Below are 19,883 nucleotides of genomic sequence, written 5' to 3' on the forward strand. Positions count from 1 at the left end.
GCAGGCTGTGACGCACATCGACCCGCCATGTGCGAAGGGGGACTTGTGACCGAGACCCGTGCCGGAAAGCAGGCACTGCGACCGCATGCCGAGGAGGCGTTCGCGGAAGAGCTCCGGGCCCTTGCGGCGGCGGACGACCGGCCGCGCCCCGAGCGCTGGCGGCTCTCGCCCTGGGCGGTCTCGCTGTATCTCCTCGGCGGTGAACTGCCCGGGGGCACGGTCGTCACGCCGAAGTACGTGGGGCCGCGCCGCATCGTCGAGGTCGCCGTCAGCACGCTGGCGACGGACCGTGCGCTGCTGCTCCTGGGCGTCCCGGGCACGGCGAAGACATGGGTGTCGGAACATCTCGCGGCAGCCGTCAGCGGCGACTCCACCCTGCTGGTGCAGGGCACCGCGGGAACCGCGGAGGAGGCGGTGCGCTACGGCTGGAACTACGCCCAACTGCTGGCCAACGGCCCCAGCCGCGAGGCGCTGGTCCCCAGCCCGCTGATGCGGGCGATGTCGGAGGGCATGACGGCGCGGGTCGAGGAGCTGACCCGCATCCCGGCCGACGTGCAGGACAGTCTCATCACGATCCTCTCCGAGAAGACGCTGCCGATACCGGAGCTGGGCGAGGAGGTCCAGGCGGTCCGCGGCTTCAACCTGATCGCGACGGCCAACGACCGCGACCGCGGCGTCAACGAGCTGTCCAGCGCGCTCCGCCGCCGCTTCAACACGGTGGTGCTGCCGCTGCCGGAGACCGCCGAGGCAGAGGTCGACATCGTCGCGCGCCGCGTCGACCAGATCGGCCGCTCCCTCGATCTCCCTCCGGCCCCCGAAGGCGCAGCGGAGATACGCCGGGTGGTGACGGTCTTCCGGGAACTGCGCGACGGGGTGACCGCGGACGGCCGTACGAAGCTCAAGTCCCCTTCCGGGACGCTCTCCACGGCGGAGGCCATCTCCGTCGTCACGGGCGGGATGGCGCTCGCCGCCCACTTCGGGGACGGGGTCCTCCGCGCGGGCGACGTGGCGGCGGGCGTGCTGGGCGCGGTCGTGCGCGACCCGGCCGCCGACGGAGTCGTCTGGCAGGAGTACCTCGAAGCGGTGGTGCGCGAGCGCGACGGCTGGAAGGACTTCTACCGGGCGTGCCGAGAGGTCTCCGCGTGACGGCAGCCGACGGACGTACAAGTACGGCCGCGGGAACGGGAGTTCCAGGGCAGGGCGGCGCCGGGCCGCTGCTGCTGGGCGTCCGGCACCACGGGCCGGGATCGGCGCGTGCGGTGCGGGCGGCGCTGGAGGCGCGGCAGCCCGCGGTGCTGCTCGTCGAGGGGCCGCCGGAGGCGGACGGCATCGTCGCGCTCGCGGCGGACGAGGCGATGCGGCCCCCGGTCGCCCTCCTCGCGCATGTGCTGGACGACCCGGGGCGGGCCGGGTTCTGGCCGCTGGCCGAGTTCTCGCCCGAGTGGGTGGCGATCCGCTGGGCGCTGGGCCGCGGAGTGCCGGTGCGCTTCATGGATCTCCCGGCAGCTCATTCGCTGGCGCTCGGCGAGGACGCGGACGGCGGCGGGCACGGCCACACGGACAGCGACCCCCGTCCGGGCAACGGCCCGGACAGCGGCACCGACGTCCCGGCGGAAGCGGCACCGGATGCTGCGCCGCACGAGAAGCGTGGGCCCGAATCCGGGGAAGCGCTGCGTGTCGATCCGCTCGCGGTGCTCGCCGAGACAGCGGGGTACGACGACGCGGAGCGCTGGTGGGAGGACGTCGTGGAGCACCGCGAGGGCGGTGCCTCCGCGGACGGTCCGGAAGTGCCGTTCGCGGTCCTCGGTGAAGCCATGGCCGCCCTGCGCGAGCCCCGCGTCAGCGGTGGCGGAGGCAGCGACGAGGGGGGCGACGGCGCGAGCGGGGAGACCTGGCGGGACCGGCTGCGCGAGGCGCATATGCGGCTGCGACTGAGGGAGGCATGCCGGGAGTTCGGAGCCGGCGCGGTCGCCGTCGTCTGCGGGGCCTGGCACGTCCCCGCGCTCGCCGCGAAGACGAAGGTCGCCGCCGACAGGCAGCTGCTGAAGGGGCTGCCCAAGGTGAAGACCGAGATCACCTGGGTGCCCTGGACGCACCGCCGCCTGGCCCGCCGCAGCGGATACGGCGCGGGCATCGCCTCCCCGGGCTGGTACGGCCATCTCTTCTCCGCCCCGGACCGTCCCGTCGCGCGGTGGATGACGAAGGTGGCGTGGCTGCTGCGCGAGGAGGACTACGGCGTCTCCTCGGCCCACGTCATCGAGGCCGTCCGCCTCGCGGAGTCGCTGGCCGCCATGCGCGGCAGGCCCCTGGCAGGACTGGGCGAGACTCTCGACGCCGTACGGGCGGTGATGTGCGAGGGATCGGAGGTGCCGCTCGCCCTCGTCCAGGACCGCCTGGTCATCGGCGACGTCCTGGGAGAGGTGCCGGAAGGTGCGCCCGCCGTGCCGCTCCAGCGGGACCTCGCACGCCTGCAGCGCACCTTGCGGCTCAAACCGGAGGCCGCAGAGCGGGAGTTGGAGCTCGACCTGCGCAAGGAGACCGACGCGGCGCGCAGTCGCCTGCTGCACGGACTGCGTCTCCTCGGCATCGACTGGGGCGTGCCCGCCGCGTCCCGTACGGGCAGTACCGGCACGTTCCGCGAAAGCTGGCGGCTGCGCTGGGAACCGGAGTTGTCGGTGCAGATCGCCGAAGCCGGCGTGTGGGGTACGACAGTCGTGGGTGCGGCGACGGCGAAGGCCGTCTCCCAGGCCGCCGAGGCCGCCGCTCTCGCCGACGTCACCGCGCTCGCCGAGCGCTGTCTCCTCGCGGAACTGCCGGACGCGCTGCCGGTGGTCATGCGCGTCCTCGCCGACCGCGCCGCGCTGGACGCCGACGTGGGCCATCTCGCGCAGGCGCTCCCGGCGTTGGTGCGTTCAGTGCGGTACGGCGACGTCCGCGGCACCGACTCGGCGGCGCTCGCCGAGGTCGCCGAAGGACTGGCGGAACGCGTATGCGTGGGACTTCCGCCCGCATGCGCAGGGCTGGACGCGGACGGCGCGTCGCAGATGCGGAGCCATATCGACGGTGTGCACCAGTCGATGGCTCTCCTCGGGCAGGCGCGCGGCGAGAGTGCGACGGGGGTGCATTCTCGCTGGCGCGCCGTACTTCACCGGCTCGCCGTCCGCGACCGGATACCGGGTCTGATCCGCGGCCGCTGCGCCCGGTTGCTGCTGGACGACGGCCGGCTGACGGAGGAGGAGGCGGCAAGGCTGATGGGCCTGGTGCTCTCGCCGGGCACCGCGCCGGCCGAAGCGGCCGCCTGGATCGAGGGGTTCCTCGCGGGCGGGGGCATGCTGCTCGTGCACGACGAGCGGCTGCTCGCGCTCGTCGACCGCTGGCTGTCCCAGGTGCCGGGTGAAGCGTTCACGGACGTACTGCCGCTGCTGCGCAGGACGTTCGCCGACTACGAGCCGGGCGTACGGCGGACGGTCGGCGAACTCGTCCGCCGCAACACCCTGCCGGACGCGGCCGGTCCGGGAACAGGCACGGGTGAGGAATCCGGTCCCGGAGCCGCCGCGGCATCGCCCGGTTTCGGGCCGGGCCTGGACGCGGCCCGCGCGGACGCCGTGCTGCCGACGCTGCGGCTGCTGCTGCCGGACGCCCTCTCCCGGCAGGGGACGGGCGGTACGGGGGCACCCGGGACCGATGACGCACCGGCGGACCGCGAGCCGCACATCGACCGTGAGGAGGCGGCCGTATGAGCCGTACCCGAGAGCACCGGGAGCAGACCGGCACAGCCGGACCCCCAGAAAGAGACAGAGCCGGAGACAGAGCCGGACTCTCCCCGGACGGAGAACGCGGAGAGCACGACGAGACCGGCCAGCGCGACCAGCGCGACCAGCGTGACGGGCACGACGGGCACGACGGGCGTGATTCCACCGCGGAGGAGAGGCTGCGCCGCTGGCGCCTCGTCCTGGGCGACGCGGGCGGGTCCGACGGAACCGGCTGCACCCTCGACGGCACGGACTCGGCCATGGACCGTACGCTCCAGGCGCTGTACGGCGCCTCGGGCAGCCGTGGCCGGCGTCGCGGGGAGCGTTCCGGCGGGCTCGGCGGTTCGGCGCCGCAAGTGGCGCGCTGGCTGGGGGACATCAGGACGTACTTCCCCACCTCCGTCGTCCAGGTCATGCAGCGTGACGCCATCGAACGGCTCGGCCTCTCGGCCATGCTGCTCGAACCGGAGATGCTGGAGGCGGTCGAGGCGGACGTCCATCTCGTCGGCACGCTGCTCTCCCTGAACCGGGCCATGCCGGAGACGAGCAAGGAGACGGCACGCGCCGTGGTCCGCAAGGTGGTCGCAGAGCTGGAGAAGAGACTCGCCGCACGCACCCGGTCCACCCTCACCGGTGCGCTCGACCGTTCGGCGAAGGTCACACGGCCGCGCCATCGGGACATCGACTGGAACCGCACCGTCCGCGCCAACCTCAAGAACTACCTGCCGGAGTACCGGACGGTCGTCCCCGAGCGTCTCATCGGGTTCGGCCGTGCCTCGCAGGCGGTGAAGAAGGACGTCATTCTCTGCATCGACCAGTCGGGCTCGATGGCGGCGTCCGTCGTCTACGCCTCCGTCTTCGGCGCGGTGCTCGCCTCGATGCGGTCGCTGCGGACGCGGCTGGTGGTCTTCGACACCAACGTCGTCGACCTCACGGACGATCTGGACGACCCGGTCGACGTCCTGTTCGGTACCCAACTGGGCGGCGGTACCGACATCAACCGGGCCCTGGCGTACTGCCAGACGCAGATCACACGCCCGGCCGAGACGATCGTCGTGCTCATCAGCGACCTGTACGAAGGCGGGATACGCGACGAGATGCTGAAGCGGGTGGCCCAGATGAAGGGCGCCGGCGTGCAGTTCGTCAGCCTGCTCGCGCTCTCCGACGAGGGCGCACCCGCCTACGACCGCGGCCACGCGACCGCGCTGGCAGAGCTGGGAGCTCCGGCCTTCGCCTGTACGCCCGACCACTTCCCGGACGTGATGGCTGCGGCGATCGAGAAGCGGCCCCTGCCGGTGCCGCCCCCGACGTGACGGGCGGCACCGGCACGGCGCTCGGGCGGCACGGCGTGGGGCGGACGGGCGCTCACGACGACGTGGGCCTCCTGCACTGGAAGTCCGGGCGGCGCCGAGCGGACCGGACGGCCCGCGGCCGACAGGCCACGGCACCACCCGACGGGTGCGTCGCGCCAACTCCGTTCCCTTTCCCAGGAGTTGACGCACCGTAGGGGATGAAGAACGTGAGGCCCGGGGCGTTCCCGCGAGAGAGCGGAAGGAGAAGTGAACACTTTGTGACGGCAGTTGCGGTGGGGGCCCGGCGCCGTGCAAAGATCTCCGTTGTCCGGACCACCGGGCCAGGACGCCGTCAGGCCTCCTGAGCCGCTCGCGTCCGGCGTTCTCCGTGCTTCTCCGGGAAGGTCTCTGCCTTGTCAGCTGTCTCCGCCGTGTCTGCTGCCGTGCGCCCGCCGCGCTCGGCCGCCGCCCGGCGGGCCGTGCTGACGTTGCTCTTCCTCGGCGGTTTCCTGGCCCTCGCCTTCCTCTTCGGTGGCAGCGCTCAAGCCGCCACCGGACTGGACGGCCCGAAGGGCAAGACCGACGGCAGCGCCGCCGGTCTGCTGAAGCCCGAGAAGTCCCCCGGGGCCGGCTCCTCCTCCCAGGACGAGCTGGCCGAGCAGCACCAGGCGGCGGAACAGGCCGCCGGCGAGGCGGCGTCCCGGGTCATCGGCCCGGTGGCCGAGGGGGCCGGAGGCGCGGAAGAGATCACCCGTCCCGTCGGTGAGACCGTCGAGGGTGTCAGTGACGCAGCGGGTCTGAGCGGCATCACCGAGCGGCTCGGTCTCCAGCTCGGCGACGGCCGGGGCGGCAGCGCCCCGGAGAGCGACAGCGGAGACGAGCCGGGCCGGGGTGACGACGGTCCGTCCGCCGACGGCGCCGACAGTGCGTCGCCCGCGGCCGGCCGGTATCTCGTTCAGCGCGGTTCGGACGGGCCCGCCGCGGCCTCCTCGCACAGTGCCGTCCGGCACGCCGAGGCGGACGACGGCACTTCGCGCGAGGGCGACGGCCTGCCGGGCCACATCCCCTTCCAGCACGTCCCGGCCGCTCCCTCCGCCGGCGCCTCGCAGTTCGCGAGCGACGGCAACGGCTCGCGCGGCGGTCCGCAGCAGCTCGCCGGTTACCTGACCGACGTCGAACTCTTCGGGCTGCCGCAGCCCGGAGCCGTACGTGCGGCGGCGGACGCACCGACCCGCGACCGCGCTTCCGAAGTCCTCGAATTCCCCGGCTAGGGCAGACCTCCACCCCGTCTGCAGTACCCGCGACCTGCCACGCGGGGGTGGACAGGTCTGCCCAAGCCGCAAGATCTCCTGAATTCGAAGGACCTCTCTCATGCACAAGAACATCCGGCGTTCCCTCATGGTCGCTGCCGCCGCCTCGGGCATCTGGGCCCTCGGCACCACCGGCGCCAACGCGGCGGAGCTGCCCGTCTCCGCCGACACCGTCACCGGCGCCGTCGACGAGGCCGGCAAGGGCGGCCTGACGAGCACCCTCGACGGCGCGACCGACACCGTGAAGAAGACCACCGACGGCATCACCGGCAAGCTGCCGAGCCACGGCATCCCCGAGAACGGCCTGCCCGGCAACACCCTGCCCACCGCGGGCGTCTCCGAGGCCGTGAGCGACACCCTCGGCAGCGTGACGGGCGGCCGGGTGGACGGCGTGACGGGCAAGCTGCCGCAGGCCGGCGCCGCCTCCGACGCGGTCGAGAGCGCACGCGGTGCCGCCGACAAGGCCGTCGACGAGTCGGGCCGCGCCACCAAGGCGATCAAGGAGGCCCAGAAGGGCGTCCGTCCCGTGACCGCCCCGCTCCCCGGACCCGTCGGCAACCTGCCGGGCGCCGTCGTGGCGCAGCTGCCCGCCCACACCCTCCCCGCCGCGCCGCTTCCGGCGGTCCCGGGCGTCCCCGGTGTTCCCGCTCTGCCGTCCGCACCGGCCACGGGTGACCTCGTCAACGGTCTGGCTGCTGCCAACTTCCGTCCCGAGCCGGTGACCGGCGTACTCAAGGGCGACCACGCGCAGCAGGCGCTCGGCACCGTCCGTACGGCCGCCTCCACCGCTCAGCCCGTGGTGGACGGCTCCGGTGTCGTGTCCGTGCTGCCTCCCCACGTCGGCAGCGTCATCGTGCACGTCCAGCCGGCCGTGGACCAGGTCGCCACCGACGTCGCCGTGACCGTCGACGACGCCGCCGCGACCAGTGCCCCCTTCGCCGAGAGCACCGTCGGCCGCACGCACACGCTGGTCCACGAAGTCCACGGTGCCGCCGACGACTTCGGCCACGGTGTCGCCGCAGACGCCGTGCCGTACGCGCACGCGACGGCGGCCGGTCTGCACCGCAACGTCGACACCACGGTGGCCGACGCCGCCTCCGCCGTCCAGATCTACGTGGTCCCCAGCACCCGTGACCTGACGGACGCGGCGAACATCCCGGGCCTGCCCTCCGCCTCCCAGCTGCCGGTGACCGTCCCGGCGGTCCCCGCGGTCTGATCCCTCCGCGCGTCCGGTTGCCGGACGGCGGATGAGCAGGGAACGGGGTGGCTCAGCAAGGGGGTTGAGCCACCCCGCGACCTGACCGTCGTCCGGCTCTCCGGGGTGCGGCACGCACCGCTCACTCATCACCGTTCACCGCTCATCACTTCGGAACTACTGAATCGAGACAGCAATGCACAGGAGCAACAACGCTTCCCGTGGGTTCCTCCTCGTAGCGGCAGCCGCAGGCCTGTGGGTGCTCGGCACCGGCGGCGTGCAGGCGGACGAACCGCCTTCGGGCAGAGGGACTTCCGGAGACATCACGGAGCTGACACAGGTCGTGGAGCGCTCACTGGGGAAGGACGCCACCGGAGGCGCGGTCGGTACCGGCACTCTCACCGGTGACGTCGACCGGGTCGGCGAGCAGACCGAGGACATGACGGAAGGCGCAGGGAAGGCGGCCGCACATGTCACGGAAGAGGCCGGTCAGGCCGTGTCCACGGCGTCTTCGGCTGCCGCGCGTGAGGACCTGGGCGCTGTGCCCGGCATCGCGGCTGCGGCGACCGCGCCGTCCGCGGCGGGGCTGCCGGAGGACCTGGTGATCGAGATTCCGGAACTGGTGCCGGGAGTCCCGAGCATCGGCATCCTGCCCATGTCGCTTCCCGCACTTCCCGTCACGCCCACGATTCCGGCTCTCTGAGGGCGTCCCGCCCGGCGGACACTACGAGGCGCCGCCCGTACCCTCCGGAACGGGCGCCGTGATCCGGAACCGGTGCGGACGCGGGACGACGCGGCCGTGCGTCGTGGTCCCGGCCCTCAACTCGGCACCGCGGCAACAGCGTTGCTCCACGGGCCGTCCGTCGTGAGACCCACCCGTACGCATCCGGAAGCCTCTTGGAGATCCTCCGCCCGCTCAGCAGCGCCTCCATGCGGCGCGCAGAGCGGGCGGTGGGCGTGAAACGCCTCGCGCGCCACCGGGACCTTGGTTCTGTGACCGTTGTCACCGCGCTGGTGTGAGCCCGGATTTATGCAGCACTCACCCGCAGAGCTAACCTGCAAGGCGGACATGCCGCGCCATCCGTCACGCCGCGGCCACGCGGCACGCCCACACTCACGCTGACAACCGCGAACCACTGATTAAGGGGACGTACGCGCGTGGACCTGTTCGAGTACCAGGCGAGGGACATCTTCGCCAAGCATGACGTACCGGTGCTGGCCGGTGAAGTCATCGACACGCCCGAGGCGGCGCGCGAGGTGACCGAGCGACTCGGCGGTCGCGCGGTCGTCAAGGCGCAGGTGAAGACCGGCGGTCGGGGCAAAGCCGGCGGTGTGAAGCTGGCTTCCGACCCGGCGGACGCCGTCGAGAAGGCCGGGGCCATCCTGGGCATGGACATCAAGGGCCACACGGTCCAGAAGGTCATGCTGGCCCAGACCGCGGACATCGCGGAGGAGTACTACGTCTCCTTCCTGCTGGACCGCACCAACCGCACCTTCCTGGCGATGGCCTCCGTCGAGGGCGGCGTCGAGATCGAGGAGGTCGCCGCGACGAAGCCCGAAGCGCTCGCGAAGATCCCCGTCGACGCCATCGAGGGCGTGACCGACGCCAAGGCGCGCGAGATCGCCGAGGCCGCCAAGTTCCCGGCCGAGCTCACCGACCAGGTGGTGAACGTCCTCCAGAAGCTGTGGGACGTCTTCGTCCGCGAGGACGCGACGCTCGTCGAGGTCAACCCGCTGGTCAAGACCGGCGACGGCAAGGTCATCGCGCTGGACGGCAAGGTCACACTCGACGAGAACGCCGAGTTCAGGCAGCCCGACCACGCCGCCCTGGAGGACAAGGCCGCAGCCGATCCGCTGGAGGCGGCGGCGAAGGCGAAGGGCCTCAACTACGTCAAGCTCGACGGCCAGGTCGGCATCATCGGCAACGGCGCGGGGCTGGTCATGTCCACCCTCGACGTCGTCGCGTACGCGGGTGAGGCGCACAAGAACGTCAAGCCCGCCAACTTCCTCGACATCGGCGGCGGTGCCTCCGCCGAGGTGATGGCCAACGGCCTCGAGATCATCCTCGGCGACCCCGACGTCAAGTCGGTGTTCGTGAACGTCTTCGGCGGGATCACCGCCTGCGACGCCGTCGCGAACGGCATCGTCCAGGCCCTCGAACTGCTCAAGAGCAAGGGCGAGGAAGTGAACAAGCCACTGGTCGTGCGCCTCGACGGCAACAACGCGGAGCTCGGCCGGAAGATCCTCAACGACGCGAACCACCCGCTGGTGCAGCAGGTGGACACCATGGACGGTGCGGCGGACCGTGCTGCCGAACTGGCCGCCAAGTAAGCCGGACGAGACCGAGATCTGACGAGGACATCGACACACCATGGCTATCTTCCTCAACAAGGAGAGCAAGGTCATCGTCCAGGGGATGACCGGCTCCGAGGGCCAGAAGCACACCAAGCGGATGCTTGCTTCCGGCACCGACATCGTCGGCGGTGTCAACCCGCGCAAGGCGGGCACGAGCGTCGACTTCGACGGCACCGACGTGCCGGTCTTCGGCGGCGTCAAGGAGGCCATCGAGGCCACCGGAGCCGACGCGACCGTCATCTTCGTGCCGCCCAAGTTCGCGAAGGACGCCGTCATCGAGGCGGTGGACGCGGAGATCGGGCTCGCCGTCGTCATCACCGAGGGCATCGCGGTCCACGACACCGCGTACTTCTGGGACTACGCCTGCCAGAAGGGCAACAAGACCCGCATCGTGGGCCCGAACTGCCCCGGTCTGATCACGCCGGGCCAGTCCAACGCCGGCATCATCCCGGGCGACATCACGCAGGCCGGACGCATCGGCCTCGTGTCGAAGTCCGGCACGCTGACCTACCAGATGATGTACGAGCTGCGCGACATCGGCTTCTCGTCCGCGGTCGGCATCGGCGGTGACCCTGTCATCGGCACCACCCACATCGACGCGCTCAAGGCGTTCGAAGCCGACCCCGACACCGATCTGGTCGTCATGATCGGTGAGATCGGCGGTGACGCGGAGGAGCGGGCGGCGGACTTCATCAAGGAGAACGTCACCAAGCCCGTCGTCGGTTACGTCGCCGGATTCACCGCACCCGAGGGCAAGACCATGGGTCACGCGGGTGCCATCGTCTCCGGTTCGTCGGGCACGGCCCAGGCGAAGAAGGAGGCGCTCGAGGCCGCGGGCGTGAAGGTCGGCAAGACGCCGTCCGAGACCGCACGTCTGGCGCGCGAACTGCTCGGCAGCTGACGGGAGTCGGCAACCCGGGGCGGCACACGCTCCACCTGTGTACGGGCCCGGTCCTCCAGCCTGGAGGACCGGGCCCGTACGCATGCCCAAGGGCTCCCTCAGACCATCGGCAGCAGGCGCCCCGGCTGCCGGTCCGGAGCGAGCGTCGCCGACGGCTTCTTGGGAACGGGAAGCCGCGGGACGTTCCGCTCGTCGTCGGACGCGACGAGCGTGAAGCCGGCGACCGCCACCGACGCGGTCAGACCGAGAGCCGCGGCCGTCGCGCCCCACGAACGGAGAGTGCCGAGACGGCGTACATGCCGTGCGGGCGGCAGCGACACCGGTTGAGGTGCGGCCAACTGCCCCAGCAGCGCCGCGGTCAGCGCCGGAAGCTCCCGGGGCGCCGCGTCGCGGAGTACGGGGACGCGTTCGGCGAGTGCGGCTCGTCCGCGGCGGAGCCGGCCCGCGGTCGCCGCGCTGCTCGCCTCCACCTCGGCTGCGGTGTCCGCCGGGCTCAACCCGAGCCCGTCGCAGAGCAGAACGGCCGCGCGGTAGGCAGAGGGCAGGCGCAGCAACGCGTCCAGCAGCTCGCGGTCGCCCGGAGGAACGTTCCGCATCGCCCGTGCGTGACGCAGGAGGCTCAGCAGCCGGAAGTGGCGCCAAGGGGCGAGGGCGTACCGGTACGCGGCGGCCCGGATCCAGCCTGCCGGGTCGGGGTCGACGGCCACATCGGGCCAGCGCTGCCAGGCGAGCCGGAAGGCGTGCCGGACGGAGCGGCGGGCGAGGGACGGGCGGCCGCACAGGAGGAAGACCTGGCGTGTGAGCGACGGGGCGTGCTGCTCGTGAAGCCGGTCGAATGCCTCGGCCGCGGTCTCCGGAGCAGGCCGTGCGGACGTGGGTTCCGTGGTCTCCGCTGTCGCCGAACGCCCGCTCCGTGCTTGCCCGTCGCCGCCGGAGCAGGGCGCGCCCTCGCGTTCCCGGCTCATACGCTCCGCCACCGGCGTGCGGTTTGTGTGACAAGGTGCATGTGGACATAATGGGCGACACAGCGACAAAAAGCGTGTTACCAGATCAGAACGGGTGTTGTTGACAGCATGTCGATGTGAGCCAAGTGACGCATCGCAGCCCGACGTTGTCCCCGTACAGCCGAAGCACCCCGCGGCAGCAGCCGTCACAGGCCGCGTGGCTCTTCGAGGGAGTGATCGCCGCCGGGCTGGGCCTCGGTTCGCTGACCGTCCTCGTTCTGCTCCTGTGGATCATCACTCCCTATCCCGACACCGGTGCCGATGCCGCACTGCAGGTCGCAGCCGACCTCTGGCTGCTCGGACACGGCAGCGGCCTCGTACGGACCGAGACCCTCTCCGGGGTGCCCGCGCCCGTCGCTCTGACTCCGCTGCTTCTTGTGGTGCTTCCCGTCTGGCTGCTCCACCGGGCCTGCGTGCGCGCCCTGTTGGCGGGTGAGGAGCGCGACGCGGGCCGGAGCGGCCAGGACCGTGAGGAGCCGGGAGTCCTGGCACCCGTCGGGTGGGTGGCGGGCGGATATCTGCTGACGGCCGCCCTCGCCGTGCTGTTCACGTCGGCCGCGCCGGTCCGCGCCGACGTACTCAGTGCCGTCGTGCGTCTGCCGCTCTTCGTGGTGTGCGTGGCGGCAGCGGCCACGTGGGCCGGGGGCGTGCGCAGTGCCTCGAAGAGCGAGGGGCAGGCGTGCGAGGAGGCGGTCCCCGGGGACGGGGCCGATCAGGACGGACCGTCCGGCGCGGATGCGGGCCAGGGTGGTGCGGCGGGCACCGCCGAGCGGCCGCTTCCCCTGTACATGCGGGAGACCTTCGCTCTCGCGCGACGCCTCCGCCCGCTGCGTACCGCGCTGATCGCCACGGCAGTTCTGTGCGGCGGCGGACTGGTACTGACCGTCGGTGCTCTGCTGTGGCACCTGGACGCCGTGCAGGAGTCCTTCCCCGCGCTCGCGAACGCCTGGCCGGGCCGGTTCGCCGTGCTCCTTCTCGTCGTCGCGCTGCTGCCGAACGCCGCCGTCTGGGCGGCGTCGTACGGCCTGGGCCCCGGGTTCGCACTGGGGACGGGGACCCTGGTGGGCCCTTTCGCCGCGGGTGGCGACCCCGGACTGCCGCCGTTCCCCCTGCTCGCCGCGGTTCCCGCGGGCGGCACGGGCGGGCTCCTCGCCTGTCTTCTCTCCGGTGCCGTGCCCGCGGCCGCCGGTGCCACCGCCGGCTGGTATGTGGGACGTGCGGCGGTGCCCGGGCAGGGCCGGCGAGCGGATTCGGCGGGGTGGCGGAGCACGGTCTGCGTCGTCGTATTCGTCGCGTGCTGCTGCGGTGGCGGCTTCGCTGTGCTCGCCGCCTCCTCGGGAGGGGCGATCGGCACGCAGGCGCTCGCGTTCTTCGGGCCGAGCTGGTGGCTGACGGGGTCGTCGGCTGCTGTGTGGGGAACGGCCGTGGGAGTGCCGGTGGCGCTGCTCGTACGCGCGTGGCGCCTGCGGGACCCCGGACCTGACGACGACTGGCACGCGACGGCTGCACGGCAGGCACGCTGGGCGGCACTGAAGAGCGCGTCGGGCGGCCTCATGCCCGACTTCGAACCGCGCAGGCACTGAGCCGGCGGGTCCGCGGACGGTCCGGAGCGGTATCCGAGCTTCCGCCGGCGTCCCGCCGGCCGGCCCGGCCGGCCGGGGTCAGCGGTCTTCGAGCAGGGGGCGCAGGTTGCTCGGCAGGAGGTCCTTGCAGTCCTCACGGGAGGACTGCGTGAGCGCGTCCTGCGTGCACGTGTAGTAGTCGCGGTAGACGGACTGGAAGGCGAACGTCGCCGCCACCACGGCCAGCGCGAGCGACGCGGTGATCAGGCCGCTGATCGCCGCCGTCGTACGGGACTTGGCAGCCTGCTGCGGTGTGACGCTCACCGGGACCGGGGGTGCGGCCTTCGGCCTCTCGTCCGTCGCCGAGCGGTCGCTGCCCGCGACGTCCTCCGCCCGGGCCGCAGTACCCGGCTTGCCGCCGCGCCTGCCCGAACCCGCGCCGCGCGACCGGGACTTCCCGTTGCGCAGTGCGTCGATGCCCCAGTACAGGGACAGCGCCCCCAGGAGCAGCGCCACTTCGGGGAGGCTGAAGAGGGCGAAGAAGAGCGCCCAGATGCCGCTGTGCAGGGAGTAGCGCGCGTGGCGCTGCATCGGGTCGGTCGGGTCCCAGCGCATCCCGCCCCTGGCACCGCCCGGACCGGAACCGCCGCCGCCCGGGCCGGAGCCACCGCCGTCCCCACCGTTGTCGCCCGGACCGCCCGAATCCCCGAAGCCGCCGCTCTGTCTGCCCGGCTGGCGGCTGCTCCACTGGCTGCCCCAGGACGAGGGCCTGCCGTCCGGTCCCGGACCCGGGTCGGATTCCGGCTCCGAGCCGTCATGTCCTCCCGAACCGCCGGACTCGCCCGCACCCGTTCCGCGCCGGGAGTCCGTCCCGCGGCGCGGCTGCCATGGCCGGTCCGGCTGCCCCTCCGGCGGTGCCGCGAAGGGGTTGTCCTCGCGCGAGGTGCTGTCGGATGGGGCTGCCGCGCGGCGGCGACTTCGGTCGGTCATGTGCTGTGTGTCTTCCCCTTGCGTCCTGTCGTGCCGGTTCCGGTCGGGCCTCGTGTGCCGGTGCGTACGTCGGCGCAGGCTCGGGTCTGTCCCTCCTGACGCTACCTGCCGTGTCCGCCCCCGTCCCGTGGGGGCCGTGTCAGGTGCCGGTATCGTTGCCGACGGTCGGACGCTTCGTAGAGTTCCCCGGAATCCGGTACCCGACGAGTTCGTACGACCACACAAACCGCTGCTTCCCCGAACCGCCCCGCGGTGCCGGGGATTCCCCCGAGAGAGAGCCTCGTCGTGGCTGCGCACCAGAGCCCGGGCCGCCCCTGCACCGGTTCCCGTCCCGTCCGCCGTCTCGTGGTTCTCGTATCCGGATCCGGTACGAACCTGCAGGCACTCCTCGACGCCGTCGCGGAACAGGGGGAGGAGGCGTACGGCGCACGGATCGTGGCCGTCGGCGCGGACAGGGACGGGATCGAGGGCCTGGAGCGTGCGAGGCGCGCCGGCATCCCCACCTACGTGTGCCGGCTGAGGGACCACGCCACGCGGGAGGAGTGGGATCAGGCCCTGACCCGGTCGACAGCGGCGTACGAGCCGGACCTCGTGGTCTCGGCGGGCTTCATGAAGATCGTGGGCAAGGAGTTCCTCGCCCGTTTCGCAGGGCGGGTGGTCAACACGCATCCCGCGCTGCTCCCCAGCTTTCCCGGTACGCACGGCGTGCGCGACGCCCTCGCCTACGGGGCGAAGGTGACCGGGTGCACCGTCCACTTCGTCGACGACGGTGTCGACACGGGGCCGATCATCGCGCAGGGCGTGGTGGAGGTTCTGGACGAGGACGACGCCGACGGGGGCGCCGCTCTCCACGAGCGGATCAAGGAAGTCGAGCGACGGCTGCTCGTCGATGTCGTGGGACGTCTCTCCCGCGACGGCTACCGCATCGAAGGACGAAAGGTACGGCTGCAACATGGGTGAAGGCGGCATGAGCGAGGCCGGCACGAGCGCCGGGGGCGGCAAGCAGCCCGTCCGCAGGGCCCTGGTCAGCGTCTACGACAAGACCGGCCTGGACGAGCTGGCGCGCGGTCTGCACTCGGCGGGTGTCCAGCTCGTCTCGACGGGCTCCACCGCGCAGCAGATCGCGGCGGCGGGCGTGCCGGTGACCGCCGTCGAGGAGCTGACGGGCTTCCCGGAGTGTCTGGACGGACGCGTCAAGACGCTGCATCCGCGTGTGCACGCCGGAATCCTCGCGGACCGGCGGCTGGCCTCCCACCGCGAGCAGCTGACCGAACTGGGCGTGGAACCCTTCGACTTGGTGATCGTCAACCTCTACCCCTTCCGGGAGACCGTCGCCTCGGGCGCCGGTCCCGACGAGTGCGTGGAGAAGATCGACATCGGCGGTCCCTCGATGGTGCGGGCCGCCGCCAAGAACCACCACTCCGTCGCCGTCGTCGTGAACCCCGGGCGTTACGCGGACGTGCTGAAGGCCGCGGAAGGCGGTGGTTTCGGCTTCGCCGAGCGCAAGCGGCTGGCCGCCGAGGCGTTCCAGCACACGGCTGCGTACGACGTGGCTGTGGCCGACTGGTTCGCGAGCGGCTATGCGGACGGGGACGGGACGGTGTCGACGCTGCCGCGGGAGACCGGGGCGGAGCAGGGCGAACAGGTGACCGTCTTCCCGGAGTTCGTCGGCGCTGCCTTCACCCGCCGCAGCGTGCTGCGCTACGGCGAGAACCCCCACCAGCCCGCCGCCCTCTACACGGACGGCAGCGGCACCGGCCTGCCCCACGCGGAGCAGTTGCACGGCAAGGAGATGTCGTACAACAACTATGTCGACACCGAAGCCGCGCGCCGCGCCGCCCACGAACACGCACGGCCCTGCGTGGCGATCATCAAGCACGCCAACCCCTGCGGTATCGCTGTCGGTTCGGACGTCGCGGAGGCGCACCGGAAGGCACACGCGTGTGACCCGCTCTCCGCGTTCGGCGGTGTGATCGCCGTGAACCGTGCGGTATCCGTCGCCATGGCGGAGCAGGTCGCGGAGATCTTCACGGAGGTCGTCGTGGCGCCGGAGTACGAGGAGGGCGCTGTGGAGGTGCTGTCCCGCAAGAAGAACATCCGGGTGCTGCGCTGCCCCGGAAAGCCCTCCGGCGCCGTCGAGTTCAGGCCCGTCGAGGGCGGCACGCTGCTCCAGGTCCGGGACCGGCTGCAGGCGGCGGGCGACGACCCGGCCGGCTGGCGGCTGGCCACGGGCGAACCGCTGTCCGGGGCGGAACTGGAGGATCTGGCCTTCGCCTGGCGGTCCTGCCGTGCGGTGAAGTCCAACGCGATCCTGCTCGCCAAGGACGGTGCGACGGTCGGCGTGGGCATGGGCCAGGTCAACCGCGTCGACTCCGCGAAGCTCGCCGTTCAGCGCGCGGGGGAGGAGCGGGCACGCGGCTCCTACGCCGCCTCCGACGCGTTCTTCCCCTTCCCCGACGGGCTCGAGGTGCTGGCCCGTGCCGGGGTCGAGGCCGTCGTGCAGCCCGGCGGTTCGGTGCGCGACGAGGCGGTGACCGAGGCGGCGAAGGCCGCGGGCGTCACGATGTACCTCACCGGAACCCGGCACTTCTTCCACTGATCCGGCCCGGCCTGACGGGCGGCAGCGGAGACGCGGCACCCCGGGCGCCTGATCGAGCGCCCGGGGTGCGTGCCGGTGAGCTGCTGCGAGTCCCGGTGGTCCGGCAGCTCCGGTGCGTACCGCCGGAGTTTCGGACGCCCTGTGCCGGCGGGGCCGACCGCCTCAGTAGCGCGGCCTGTTGAACCACGCGCCCTCTTGCGCGAGGAGCACGATGCAGGTGATCCCGAGCGCCATCCACACAAGTCCGAGGGGAAGGAACGGAAGCCCGAAGAGGGTGAGGAACGAGGCCCATACGATGCCTCCGGTGCGGGTTCCGCTTCCGCCCTTGGGCAGGGAGAAGGCCAGCACGAGTCCGAGGACGGCGTGCACGAGGCACACCCCGAAGAGGATGTACAGGACGCCGATGGGGGTGTGCGCACTCGAGTACCCCGGCATGCCGTGCAGGTTCTCCGCCGCCACCCCGAGACCGATCATCGCGGCGATGGAGACCAGAGCCTGCAGACCGCCCGCGATGTAAGCCATGACGCGGACGCCGTTGACCTTGCTCGGCATCATGCCGGGCGGAGGCCCGGGGACCATGCCCGGGCCGGGCGGGGGCGCCTGCGGGTAGCCGTATGCCGGCTGGCCGCCCGGCTGGGGCTGCTGCGGGTAGCCGTAGGGCGCCGTGGGCGGCTGGGCGGGCTGCTGGGCGTACGGGTTCTGCGCGTACGGGTCGTTGCCGGGCCCGGGCGGCGGATAACTCATGGTCGTGGCCTTTCGGTCGGGAGGTGAGTGCGAGGTGCGGGCTCGCGCCCGTGACGCACGAAGGGCCGCGCCCTCGTGAGATGCGGCGCGGCCTTCGTGGTGGTGCCGTGATCCGGACGGAGGTGCCGCGCGGATGCCCGCGCAGCCGTCCGCTACTTCTTGATGACGACGGTGCCCGCGGCGCGGTCGTGCCAGCCCTGCAGCTTCCCGCTGTTGTCGAAGAACGGCGAGAGGAAGACGAGCAGCGCGCCGATGTAGCAGGCGAGCGCGCCCGCGATCGGGATGATGTAGCGGACGAAGCCGCCGCCGGCGCCCGGCAGTTGGCCGTCCGCCTCCCTCACGACGCGCAGGCCCAGGGCCATCTTGCCGACCGTCGCACCCTTGAAGGCGATCATCAGCCACTCGTAGAGCGCCAGGAAGACGGCGAGGCACAGCATCATGACCATCATGACGCCCAGTGCGCCCATGCTGGCTTCCTGAGCGTCCTGCACGCATTCGCTGTAGCCCGGGGTCGTGTAGGTGCCGCAGTCGTCTATGGAGGAGCCGACGCCGATGGCGCTGCCCAGGCCGGCGATCATCACGATGGTGAGGACGGTGCTGATGATCAGGCCGTCGATGAGACGGGCGAGGAACCGCTGCCCCATCGTGGCCAGCTGGGCCGGGCCGAGGTTGTTGATGTTTATGTAGCCGTTGTTGGCCTGCACCGTTCCGGGCTGCTGCGGGTAGCCGTAGCCGGGCTGGCCCGGAATTCCGCCCTGGGGCTGCTGGCCGTACGGGGGCTGGCCGTACTGAGGCTGCTGCTGCGGGTAGCCGTATGCGGGCTGGCCGCCCTGCTGGGGCTGCTGCGGGTAGCCGTAGGGCTGCTGGGGCGGCTGCTGCGCGTACGGGTTGTTCGGGTCCTGGCCGGGAGGCGGTGGGTAGCTCACGGGTGCCTTCCTACGTGCGTTCGTCTGGGAGCGGAATGGGCCGAAGAATCTCGGGGGAACGACAGTTCCGCCCCCGCAGACGCCGACGTGGACGTGGACTGCGTGAGGTGTGCTGTATGCACGATGTGCCTCCCCCGATGCTGCGACGCCATACCGTCTGCCCTGCAAGTCCGGGCGTGGCGCCGCCGCTTCATGTTGGTCGGCGGAACGCGACGCTGTCCAGCTGGATCCGGGAATGTGGCGAATCCGCAATGTGATGCCGAGATCCCCGTTATCCGTCGCACCCCGCCCGGCTGCCGCTTTCGGCATCCGGCGTCCTGAAGAGCGATACGGATTTCTGCCCGGCGCCCCGTATCCGGGAGTATGGGAGCCATGACGGCCCAGATTCTCGATGGCAAGGCCACGGCGGCAGCGATCAAGTCCGACATGAAGGAGCGTGTCGCAGCGCTCAGGGCGCGGGGCATCACGCCCGGTCTCGGCACCCTGCTGGTCGGTGACGACGTCGGCAGTCAGAAGTACGTCGCCGGCAAGCATCGCGACAGCGGGCAGATCGGTGTCAACTCGATCCAGCGTGAGCTGCCCGCCACGGCCACCCAGGAGGAGATCGAGGCGGTCGTCGGGGAATTCAACGACGACCCCGAGTGCACCGGCTACATCGTCCAGTTGCCGCTCCCCGAGGGCATCGACACGAACCGGGTGCTCCAGCTGATGGACCCGGCGAAGGACGCCGACGGACTGCACCCCACGAGCCTCGGCCGTCTCGTGCTGAACGAGCCGGGGCCGCTGCCCTGCACGCCGCAGGGCATCATCCAGCTGCTGCGCCGGCACGAGGTCGAACTGAACGGTGCGCACGTGGTCGTCGTCGGGCGCGGCATCACCGTCGGACGTTCGATCCCGCTGCTGCTGACCCGGCGCGGCGTGAACGCCACGGTGACGCAGTGCCACACCGGGACGCGCGACCTGCCGGGGCTGCTGCGGCAGGCCGACGTGGTCGTGGCCGCGGCCGGGGTGCCCCATCTGATCAAGCCGGAGGACGTGCGTCCGGGCGCCGCCGTCCTGGACGTGGGCGTCAGCCGCGACGAGCACGGCAAGATCGTCGGCGACGTGCACCCCGGAGTGGCCGAGGTCGCGGCATGGATCTCGCCGAATCCCGGCGGCGTCGGTCCGATGACCCGTGCGCAGCTGCTCGTCAACGTCGTGGAGGCGGCCGAGCGGGGCCTGGAGCCCGCAGCGGGCCGGCAGTGAGGCACGGG

The 19,883-nt window shown here is 71.9% G+C and carries 16 protein-coding genes; 12 read left to right on the forward strand and 4 right to left on the reverse strand.

Translation table 11 applies throughout. The features are described from left to right. Window positions 1-27 precede the first annotated feature (27 nt). The 8 genes from ACFPA8_RS00895 to sucD all read left to right on the forward strand — a co-directional run bounded on the left by ACFPA8_RS00895 (window position 28) and on the right by sucD (window position 10,805). Window positions 28-1,146 (forward strand): ATP-binding protein, encoded by a 1,119-nt coding sequence (locus tag ACFPA8_RS00895; RefSeq protein WP_386440694.1) that lies wholly within the window; start codon window positions 28-30, stop codon window positions 1,144-1,146. After that, a complete protein-coding gene (locus tag ACFPA8_RS00900; RefSeq protein WP_386440697.1) occupies window positions 1,143-3,740 on the forward strand; it encodes a DUF5682 family protein in 2,598 nt (865 codons plus the stop codon). The genes ACFPA8_RS00895 and ACFPA8_RS00900 overlap by 4 nt, the downstream gene beginning before the upstream one ends. After that, window positions 3,737-5,065, forward strand: coding sequence for a VWA domain-containing protein (locus ACFPA8_RS00905; protein WP_386440700.1), 1,329 nt, complete (start codon window positions 3,737-3,739; stop codon window positions 5,063-5,065). The genes ACFPA8_RS00900 and ACFPA8_RS00905 overlap by 4 nt, the downstream gene beginning before the upstream one ends. A gap of 392 nt (window positions 5,066-5,457) precedes the next feature. Beyond that, entirely contained in the window at window positions 5,458-6,315 is an 858-nt protein-coding gene (locus ACFPA8_RS00910) for a hypothetical protein (RefSeq protein ID WP_386440702.1), read from the forward strand. 100 nt (window positions 6,316-6,415) lie between these two features. After that, the gene (locus ACFPA8_RS00915) at window positions 6,416-7,570 is read left to right on the forward strand and encodes a hypothetical protein (RefSeq protein ID WP_386440704.1); all 1,155 of its coding nucleotides are present in this window, start codon (window positions 6,416-6,418) and stop codon (window positions 7,568-7,570) included. A gap of 175 nt (window positions 7,571-7,745) precedes the next feature. After that, on the forward strand, window positions 7,746-8,252 hold the full coding sequence (locus ACFPA8_RS00920; protein WP_386440707.1) for a hypothetical protein: 507 nt from the start codon (window positions 7,746-7,748) through the stop codon (window positions 8,250-8,252). 455 nt (window positions 8,253-8,707) lie between these two features. Beyond that, the gene (gene sucC / locus ACFPA8_RS00925) at window positions 8,708-9,880 is read left to right on the forward strand and encodes an ADP-forming succinate--CoA ligase subunit beta (RefSeq protein ID WP_386440710.1); all 1,173 of its coding nucleotides are present in this window, start codon (window positions 8,708-8,710) and stop codon (window positions 9,878-9,880) included. Window positions 9,881-9,920: 40 nt separating this feature from the next. Then, a complete protein-coding gene (sucD, locus tag ACFPA8_RS00930) occupies window positions 9,921-10,805 on the forward strand; it encodes a succinate--CoA ligase subunit alpha (RefSeq protein ID WP_386440713.1) in 885 nt (294 codons plus the stop codon). Between the two features lie 98 nt (window positions 10,806-10,903). On the opposite strand, the gene ACFPA8_RS00935 is transcribed toward sucD, so the two are convergent. Beyond that, window positions 10,904-11,770: a sigma factor-like helix-turn-helix DNA-binding protein gene (locus ACFPA8_RS00935; RefSeq protein WP_386440716.1), complete on the reverse strand. Its 867-nt coding sequence runs from the start codon at window positions 11,768-11,770 to the stop codon at window positions 10,904-10,906. 116 nt (window positions 11,771-11,886) lie between these two features. On the opposite strand from ACFPA8_RS00935, the gene ACFPA8_RS00940 reads away from it, so the two are divergent. After that, complete coding sequence (locus ACFPA8_RS00940) at window positions 11,887-13,392, forward strand: cell division protein PerM (protein WP_386440719.1); 1,506 nt, start codon at window positions 11,887-11,889, stop codon at window positions 13,390-13,392. Window positions 13,393-13,470: 78 nt separating this feature from the next. Here the strand turns inward: ACFPA8_RS00940 and ACFPA8_RS00945 are convergent, their stop codons facing one another. Beyond that, on the reverse strand, window positions 13,471-14,361 hold the full coding sequence (locus tag ACFPA8_RS00945; protein WP_386440722.1) for a hypothetical protein: 891 nt from the start codon (window positions 14,359-14,361) through the stop codon (window positions 13,471-13,473). Between the two features lie 285 nt (window positions 14,362-14,646). Between ACFPA8_RS00945 and purN the strand changes: the two genes are divergently transcribed. Together purN and purH are read left to right on the forward strand one after the other, a co-directional pair. Continuing rightward, on the forward strand, window positions 14,647-15,321 hold the full coding sequence (gene purN / locus ACFPA8_RS00950) for a phosphoribosylglycinamide formyltransferase (RefSeq protein WP_386440725.1): 675 nt from the start codon (window positions 14,647-14,649) through the stop codon (window positions 15,319-15,321). A 7-nt stretch (window positions 15,322-15,328) separates the two neighbouring features. Continuing rightward, a complete protein-coding gene (gene purH / locus ACFPA8_RS00955; RefSeq protein WP_386440728.1) occupies window positions 15,329-16,960 on the forward strand; it encodes a bifunctional phosphoribosylaminoimidazolecarboxamide formyltransferase/IMP cyclohydrolase in 1,632 nt (543 codons plus the stop codon). Window positions 16,961-17,122: 162 nt separating this feature from the next. On the opposite strand, the gene ACFPA8_RS00960 is transcribed toward purH, so the two are convergent. After that, window positions 17,123-17,704: a hypothetical protein gene (locus tag ACFPA8_RS00960; protein ID WP_386440731.1), complete on the reverse strand. Its 582-nt coding sequence runs from the start codon at window positions 17,702-17,704 to the stop codon at window positions 17,123-17,125. A gap of 152 nt (window positions 17,705-17,856) precedes the next feature. Continuing rightward, on the reverse strand, window positions 17,857-18,630 hold the full coding sequence (locus tag ACFPA8_RS00965) for an RDD family protein (RefSeq protein WP_386440734.1): 774 nt from the start codon (window positions 18,628-18,630) through the stop codon (window positions 17,857-17,859). Between the two features lie 372 nt (window positions 18,631-19,002). Here ACFPA8_RS00965 and ACFPA8_RS00970 point away from each other — a divergent pair, with 372 nt between their 5' ends. After that, complete coding sequence (locus ACFPA8_RS00970) at window positions 19,003-19,875, forward strand: bifunctional methylenetetrahydrofolate dehydrogenase/methenyltetrahydrofolate cyclohydrolase (RefSeq protein WP_386440736.1); 873 nt, start codon at window positions 19,003-19,005, stop codon at window positions 19,873-19,875. Window positions 19,876-19,883: the final 8 nt, after the last annotated feature.

It is taken from the genome of Streptomyces ovatisporus, from assembly GCF_042653885.1.
Classification (GTDB): domain Bacteria; phylum Actinomycetota; class Actinomycetes; order Streptomycetales; family Streptomycetaceae; genus Streptomyces; species Streptomyces ovatisporus.